The following is a 1329-nucleotide window of genomic DNA, read 5'->3' as shown; positions in this document are numbered from 1 at the left end:
GGCCGCCCGGGGCAACGCAGCGCGACGTGCGGAGCGCCTGGGCTCCCGGCCGTACGCCGTCGCCGTGCCTGCCGCATCGAGGTCGCACCCGCGGCCGTTCCACACCGGCCGGAGGGCCGGCCGCCTTCTGGAGCAGGAGTCCGGCGTCGACGTCGACACGGTGGAGCAGTCCCGCCGGACCTTCGAAGCAGCCGCCCGGCTGGCCGCCAGACTCCAGGACGGCATGCGGGAGCGCGCCGTCGCCCGCGGCCCCCGGCCACAGCCCGCCCCGGTGACGGCCTCGCCGTCGCACACCCAGCAGCCCGGCGTCCAGCACACGCCGGGCCGGACCGCAGGAGGAGTCGCGTGAGCACGGGGCGATCTAAATTTCTGGGCACTCTCGCGAGCCGTGCTGTCGGAGGCGGCTTGTACCCTGCACTCATTCGACGATCGGACGATCACGGGTACGGGCATGCGGGCACGGGGCGGGCGTCCAGGGGCGGGAGCGCGGGGATTTTGATGAGTGACGCACATCCGATACGAAGCCGCAGACCGGGCCTCTCGGTCGGTGCGCGCATCATCGCCGGGGTCGTCCTCGCCGCGATCGGGGCCGTCGGCGCCTGGCTCCAGCACGACGCTCCCGGCCGGAGTGCGGAGCCGCGTACGGAGTTCACCGCGAACAACCCCCCTGCCGGTCTGCCCACCGCGCTCACCACCAGCCAGCACCTCCACTGGTCCCGCTGCACCTCGCCGCCCAGCGCGCGCACGGGCTACGACTGCGCCGCCATGAAGGCCCCCCTCGACTACCGGAAACCAGACGGCAGGACGATCGACGTCGCACTGATACGCCGCAAGGCCACCGGCCCGAACGCCCGGCGCATCGGCTCGCTCGTCCTCAACTTCGGCGGCCCCGGCGTGTCCGGCGTGAGCGGACTACCCGAATTCCTCAACCAGTACAAGCCGCTCCTCGACCGCTACGACCTGGTCTCCTTCGACCCGCGCGGCGTTGGCGCGACCATCCCCGTGCGCTGCGGGAAGACCGCGGACGACACCGGCTACGACGGGGCCGACGCCTGCGCCGAGCACTCCGGGGCGCTCCTCCCGTACATCGGCACCTCGCACACCGCGCGCGACCTCGACCTGGTGCGCTACCTCCTCGGCGACGAGCGGCTGCACTACTTCGGCGTCTCGTACGGAACGGCGCTCGGCGCGGTCTATGCCCACCTGTACCCGTCGCACGTCGGACGGCTCGTCCTCGAAGCGTCCGTCGATCCGACCGAGGACCTCGACGAGGAGCAGGTGTCGCAGGTCAAGGCGGTCCAGGCGGCGTTCGACCGGTTCGCCGCGCAC

1 protein-coding gene and 1 pseudogene are annotated in these 1329 nt (G+C 72.6%); both read left to right on the top strand.

Features of this window, described 5'->3' with window-relative positions; all coding sequences use genetic code 11:
- Positions 1-349, top strand: a pseudogene (locus tag ACFU8Q_RS41510) (conjugal transfer protein TraA); the annotation flags it as partial.
- Between the two features lie 149 nt (positions 350-498).
- Positions 499-1329, top strand: an 831-nt coding sequence (locus tag ACFU8Q_RS41505) for an alpha/beta fold hydrolase (RefSeq protein WP_384465413.1), incomplete at its 3' end; no start/stop codon positions are given.

The organism is Streptomyces sp. NPDC057543, from assembly GCF_042801895.1.
In the GTDB taxonomy this organism is placed as follows: domain Bacteria; phylum Actinomycetota; class Actinomycetes; order Streptomycetales; family Streptomycetaceae; genus Streptomyces.
The sequence above is the reverse complement of the archived record's forward strand: the minus strand, read 5'-3'. Positions and strand labels throughout refer to the sequence as shown.